Origin of the sequence: Solemya pervernicosa gill symbiont, from assembly GCF_002020875.1 — a bacterium.
GTDB lineage: Bacteria > Pseudomonadota > Gammaproteobacteria.
Genome location: NZ_MPRL01000104.1, coordinates 1 through 5,517 on the forward strand (window position 1 = coordinate 1; position 5,517 = coordinate 5,517).

Annotated in this window: 4 protein-coding genes; 2 read left to right on the forward strand and 2 right to left on the reverse strand. The window is 50.5% G+C overall.

Going from position 1 to position 5,517, the window contains the following annotated elements:
- Positions 1-45 precede the first annotated feature (45 nt).
- Positions 46-1,779 carry a response regulator gene (locus BOW52_RS16010; RefSeq protein WP_078485087.1) on the forward strand — a complete coding sequence of 578 codons (1,734 nt, stop codon included), beginning with the start codon at positions 46-48 and terminating at the stop codon, positions 1,777-1,779.
- Positions 1,780-1,822: 43 nt separating this feature from the next.
- On the opposite strand, the gene BOW52_RS16015 is transcribed toward BOW52_RS16010, so the two are convergent.
- Positions 1,823-2,710, reverse strand: coding sequence for a LabA-like NYN domain-containing protein (locus tag BOW52_RS16015; protein WP_078485088.1), 888 nt, complete (start codon positions 2,708-2,710; stop codon positions 1,823-1,825).
- Between the two features lie 267 nt (positions 2,711-2,977).
- On the opposite strand from BOW52_RS16015, the gene BOW52_RS16020 reads away from it, so the two are divergent.
- Positions 2,978-4,570: an HD family phosphohydrolase gene (locus tag BOW52_RS16020; protein ID WP_078485089.1), complete on the forward strand. Its 1,593-nt coding sequence runs from the start codon at positions 2,978-2,980 to the stop codon at positions 4,568-4,570.
- A 250-nt stretch (positions 4,571-4,820) separates the two neighbouring features.
- Here BOW52_RS16020 and BOW52_RS16025 read toward each other — a convergent pair whose 3' ends face one another.
- Positions 4,821-5,120 (reverse strand): hypothetical protein, encoded by a 300-nt coding sequence (locus BOW52_RS16025; protein WP_135622560.1) that lies wholly within the window; start codon positions 5,118-5,120, stop codon positions 4,821-4,823.
- Positions 5,121-5,517: the final 397 nt, after the last annotated feature.

Consider the following 5,517-nt stretch of genomic DNA (forward strand, 5'->3'; position numbering starts at 1 on the left):
GTCGGGGCGCCGTAGGCATAAACGGTCGCGTTAAGTATTTGCCGCTTGCTTGGGCTTGGATGCCCAAAACATGCTTCCGCAAAAATAGCGACTCCCCGAGACATCCTCGACATATCCAAGATTGAGGCCGGTCGTCTGCAACTGGAGAGCACCGATTTTCACATCTCGGCGATTATTGACAACATCGTCTCACTGATTAGCGATTCAGCCGAGGCAAAGGGATTGAGTGTTGTGGCGGAGTGCGATGATGCGCCCGTCTGGTTGAGGGGCGACCCCACTCGGCTACGCCAGGCCCTGCTCAACTACGCCGGCAACGCCGTTAAATTTACCGAGCATGGCAATATCACCCTGCGCGCCAAGCTGCTGGAAGAGGAGCGTGACACGCTGACTATACGTTTTGAGGTCGAGGACAGCGGTATTGGTATTGCCGCTAGCAAGTTGACCAAGCTATTCCAGGTCTTCGAGCAGGCTGATGCTTCGACCACTCGCAAGTACGGCGGCACCGGCCTCGGGCTAGTGATCACACAGCGCCTGGCTGAAATGATGGGTGGCGAGGTTGGTGTCGACAGTACACCGGGAAAGGGCAGCACGTTCTGGCTTACTGCACGGTTGGCGCGCGGTCATGGGGTCATGCCCAGCCCGGAGAATAGGCGTGAGCACAACGCAGAGGCACAATTGCATCTGCGCCATGCTGGCTCCCGAGTGTTGCTTGCTGAGGATAATGCCATCAACCGAGAAGTGGCTCTGGAGCTGCTGCATAGCGTTGGTCTGGAGGTCGACACGGCAGAGAACGGACTCGAGGCACTGGAGATGGCGCGTACCCACAGATACGACCTGATCTTGATGGATATCCAAATGCCTGAGATGGATGGTCTGGAGGCAACACGAGCGATTCGAGCCCTGCGGGAAGGGAGCATCCCCCCTATTCTGGCGATGACGGCAAACGCCTTCGACGACGATCGTCATGATTGTGAGTTGGCGGGTATGGACGATTTCGTCAGCAAGCCGGTGGAGCCGGAGGTTCTCTTTTCCACCCTGCTTAACTGGTTGCAGCAGAGTGAAATGTCAGCCGAATCAAACTCAAATCTGACCAGTAATAGTAAGGAGACTCCCGCCGTTGATCCAATATCCGAGTCAGAAGATTTATCACCACCCGATACTAATCTACCCACCATTGCAGGACTGGATACCTCTGTCGGTCTGACTGCTCTGCTCGGCAACCAGCCATCCTATTTAGGTTTCTTGCGGCGTTTCGCTATTGAGCACGGTGACGATATGGCTCGACTGCGAGAACATATTGCGAAGGAAGAGAATCAGGAGGCTCGGCGGCTTGCCCATTCATTGAGGGGGGTAGCGGGAACCCTGGGGGCAACAGAGGTGCAGCAACACGCTAAGGAGTTGGAAACAGCGATTAAAGAAGGGAGTGAGAGCGTTGAGATTGAGCGTCTAACCACTCTATTAGAGAGCAAAATGCAGCTATTGGCTGAGGCCATCCTTGCCTGCCTCCCTGAGGAGACCTCTCAGCCCTTCTCGGCCGAGGTTGATTGGATGGCCGTTAAACATCTTCTGAGCGATTTTAAACCTCTACTAGCAATGTCGGATGCCGATGCCAACATACTCTTCGAGGCGAATGCCGGTCTGCTTAAGAACGCCCTCGGTTCGCTGGGCAAGACACTTGAGAAACAGATCGATAGTTTCGAGTACCAGAAGGCATTGGTAACGGTAGAGCAGGTATGCCGGGAACACCCTGAATTGAGGAGCGGTGACAGTGGGCAATAGTCCCTGCTCAGGGCACAACCAATATCTCCTAACAGATTGATACCTATTTGTAGCTGACCGTCTTTTGTTTGGCTGTGCCGTTACCGCTGTACTCGGTCGTGGGTGCACCCGGTCCCGCGACGATGGTTACATCTGCGGCATAACCTTTCTTCTCACCATCCTGTGTTTTTTCTGAGAGGGTGAATTCAAAAATATTGTCACGATTGCTCATCATGTTGGCGTAGGTCCCCTCTGTCAGCTCGTTGAGATGAACAAAGGCGCTTCGATAGGGAGAGGCCTCATCGTTGTAGTTAGTGTTGAGCAGGTCTCCCCCATTGGGAACGAGGTAGAGAAGGAAGCCGAAGGCCTTATCATCAATCCACTTTGAAGCGATGCCTCTGACTTTGTGGTTTGTTTTACCCCATTGGTTGTTACCGCTCCGAGCATCGGTCATCGGCAGCAGGTTGGGTATCAGGTAGCCGTTGTGATAACTATCAGCCTGTTGGCGTAGCTGGTTGGAGATGTTCTTAAAGGCCAAAATTTCGACCCGGCAACCGTAGTCCTGCAGTGCGCTAACTACTCGGGAAAAGTCCCCGTCACCGGTAACTAGCAGAATGTAGTCGAGATGCTCGCCCTGGCGAAGAATGTCGACCGCCAGATCGAGATCGGCGTTGGCCTTGACCGAGACATTGCCCTCCTCGTCGGTATAACGCTTGACCTTTTTTGTGATTACCTTCCAGCCGTTGTTGCGAAGCGCCTGCTGGTAATCGGACTGCTTGTTCCGATAGTGCTGATCTTCGCGCGCACGCTCCTCGTCGTAGGCCATGTAGGTATTCATGCGCAGTACATCACCGCCTGTGCGTCGGGCAAACTCTCTCAACACGTCGTAACGCATGGAGTAGCCACCATTTAGCCTGACATTCTCTGCATCAACATAGATCCCAATTTTCATGAGTGTCCTTATTGGTTTGACGAGTATTCGGTAATGCGCTGGGATTGGCGAGGTGGCTTGTGGAGCCACGTATGTAAAACGCTGCCATTATAACGCTTTGGCCCTGCTATTCACTCCGATTCGCGCATTACACTGAACGTTTTTTGATCTCATATCATCCTGATTCACTATGAATCAGCGTTTTCACATGATGTTTTGTGCTAACAGCGGAGGATCAGCTATCTTCTACCTAACGCTTTTCAGTGAGAATTAATAGAATAGCCTCATATGCAGATACTCGACCGAATCAACAACCTGATTAAGATCGGCGTCGCTCTCTCGGCGGAGAAGGACCTGCCACGTCTACTAGAGATGATTCTGGTCGGTGCCAAGGCGATCACCAATGCCGATGGGGGAACGATCTACACCGTTCAGGACGATCAGACTCTGAAGATGGAGATCGTGCGAACCGATTCTCTCGATTTCGCCATGGGTGGTACGACGGGTACCGAGATCCCCTTCGAGCCGATTCCTATGTACGACCCGGATGGTAATCCGCTTGAACACATGGTGGTGACCTACTCGGTTCTCAATGACAGCACGGTCAATATTGCCGATGCCTATGAGACCAAGGGCTTCGATTTTTCCGGTACCCGCGAATTCGACCAGAAGACGGGTTACCGTTCCAGGTCATTTCTCACCGTACCGATGAAGAACCACGAATCAAAAATTATCGGTGTATTGCAGCTAATTAATGCCCAGGATGAAGAGAACGACGAGATCATCCCCTTCTCTTCCGAGTTACAGCAGCTAACCGAGGCGATTGCCTCGCAGGCGGCGATTGCACTGACCAATCGTCAACTGATCGATAGCCTTGAGCAGATGTTTGTCGCATTGATCCGTATGTTGGCGAAGGCGATCGATAAGAAGTCTCCTCATACGGGTAACCACAGTCGCCGGGTTCCGGTCATCACCATGATGTTGGCCAAAGCGGCCAGTTCCACAACCTCCGGACCGCTGAAAGATTTCAAAATGACCGATGCCGATATCCATGAGCTGGAGACGGCGGCTTGGCTGCACGACTGCGGTAAGGTCTCTACGCCTGAGTATGTCGTCGACAAGCGGACAAAGCTGGAGACGATCCACGATGCCATTCATGAGGTGGGTTGTCGCTTTGAAATATTGCGTCGCGATCTGGAGATAAAGCGCCTGCGTCAACTTGCTAAGGGTGGAGAATCAGCCGATCAGATCGATAGCGACTATCAACAACGATTGGCTGAACTTGATGATGAGCAGCAGTTCATCGAACGGGCTAATATCGGCGGTGAGTTCATGACGGATGAGGATCAGGCGCGTGTGCGAGAGATCGGCAAACGTGAGCTGATTATCAACGGAGAGCAACGCCCACTGCTCGATGAGCGTGAGCTCTACAACCTGACCATCGCGAAAGGGACACTGACACCCGAAGAGCGGGATGTCATCAACAAACACGTCTCACTGACCATCTCGATGCTGGAGTCGATCCCCTTCCCTAAACATCTCGAGCAGGTGCCGCTCTATGCGGGTGCCCACCACGAGAAGATCAATGGCAGCGGCTATCCCAGAGGTCTTTCAGGTGATCAACTACCGATTCAGGCACGCATTATGGCGATCGCCGATATCTTCGAGGCGCTAACTAACAAACGCCCCTACAAACCGGCAAAACAGCTCTCGGAGACGATGAAGATTCTAGGGTTTATGCGCAAAGATGGGGAGATAGACGGTGACCTGCTTGATCTCTTTATCGAGCAGAAGCTCTATCTGAAATATGCACATGAGTATCTCGATCCGGAGCAGATTGATGAGGTCGATCACGCTTTCATACCGGGATACTGCAAGTAAGAAAGATTAGATGAATTTTTCCTGTGAATTGTTGTGAGGTCGATCAGAAGTGATGCACAAACTTGAATGGATGAGAGCGGGGTATCGAAGACCAAGTTATTTCTTTAGTAATATTCCTATGAGGTATGCTCCAATAAATAGGGATAAGTGAGGTAGCATAAGATAATCCACTCAGAAATATTCTTTCTGGATTCCAAACAGGAACAGGGATAATCCGCTAATATTATTCCTAGAGAGTGTTCTCCATCAATCATCTCTTGATTGTTCCTGAATCTTCCAAAGAATCTACCTTCAGTTTTACCGGGTCGTAGTGTTTGACGCATTCGCCTTTCGGATCATTTTTGGCATAAAAAAACCACTCCAACATTTTCATCCAGTCAGACTGATCAACATTGAATACCATAACAACCTGTTTATCATCGAAGAAATAAGCAAAGTTGATCTTTCTCTCGCCATCAAATACTTCCATGATTAACTGATTGAATCCGTAGCACGACAAAATCTTGTTCTGGTTATCTTTAATGACATTATTGCTTGATTTGTCACTCATGAATTCGTTTGCGTTATAAAACTGTATTGTGCTGTATCTGCCGTAATTATATTCAACCAGTGGGTACTGGTGTGTATGTAATTCAAATTTTATATCCGAGATTGTTGATGAGGCGTTTAAGAAGAATTTGTTCGGTATGACTAGGTGTCCTTCAAATATGGATACATAGAAAACGCCATCTATTAGTTTGAATGAATCTTTCGAGTTCTTGTTGCTTCCTGCAATGGAGGTGGCTGGTAATACCGCTATTGCAAAAAGCAACCAAAAGGGTCGGACTCGATTGAAATAATACGAGAACTCATCCGCTGACCGCCATGGATAGCGAAGCGAAGGCGGTTAGTCCGCGATAGTCGACGCCGTCTGCATATTCGTAGTTGAGAGCGCGAGCGAACGACGA

What these genes read in the sequence shown, in the direction of transcription:
- BOW52_RS16020 (WP_078485089.1), top strand. Translation starts at nt 2,978, where the DNA reads ATGCAGATACTCGACCGAATCAACAACCTGATTAAGATCGGCGTCGCT.
- BOW52_RS16015 (WP_078485088.1), bottom strand. Translation starts at nt 2,710, where the DNA reads ATGAAAATTGGGATCTATGTTGATGCAGAGAATGTCAGGCTAAATGGT.
- BOW52_RS16025 (WP_135622560.1), bottom strand. Translation starts at nt 5,120, where the DNA reads ATGAGTGACAAATCAAGCAATAATGTCATTAAAGATAACCAGAACAAG.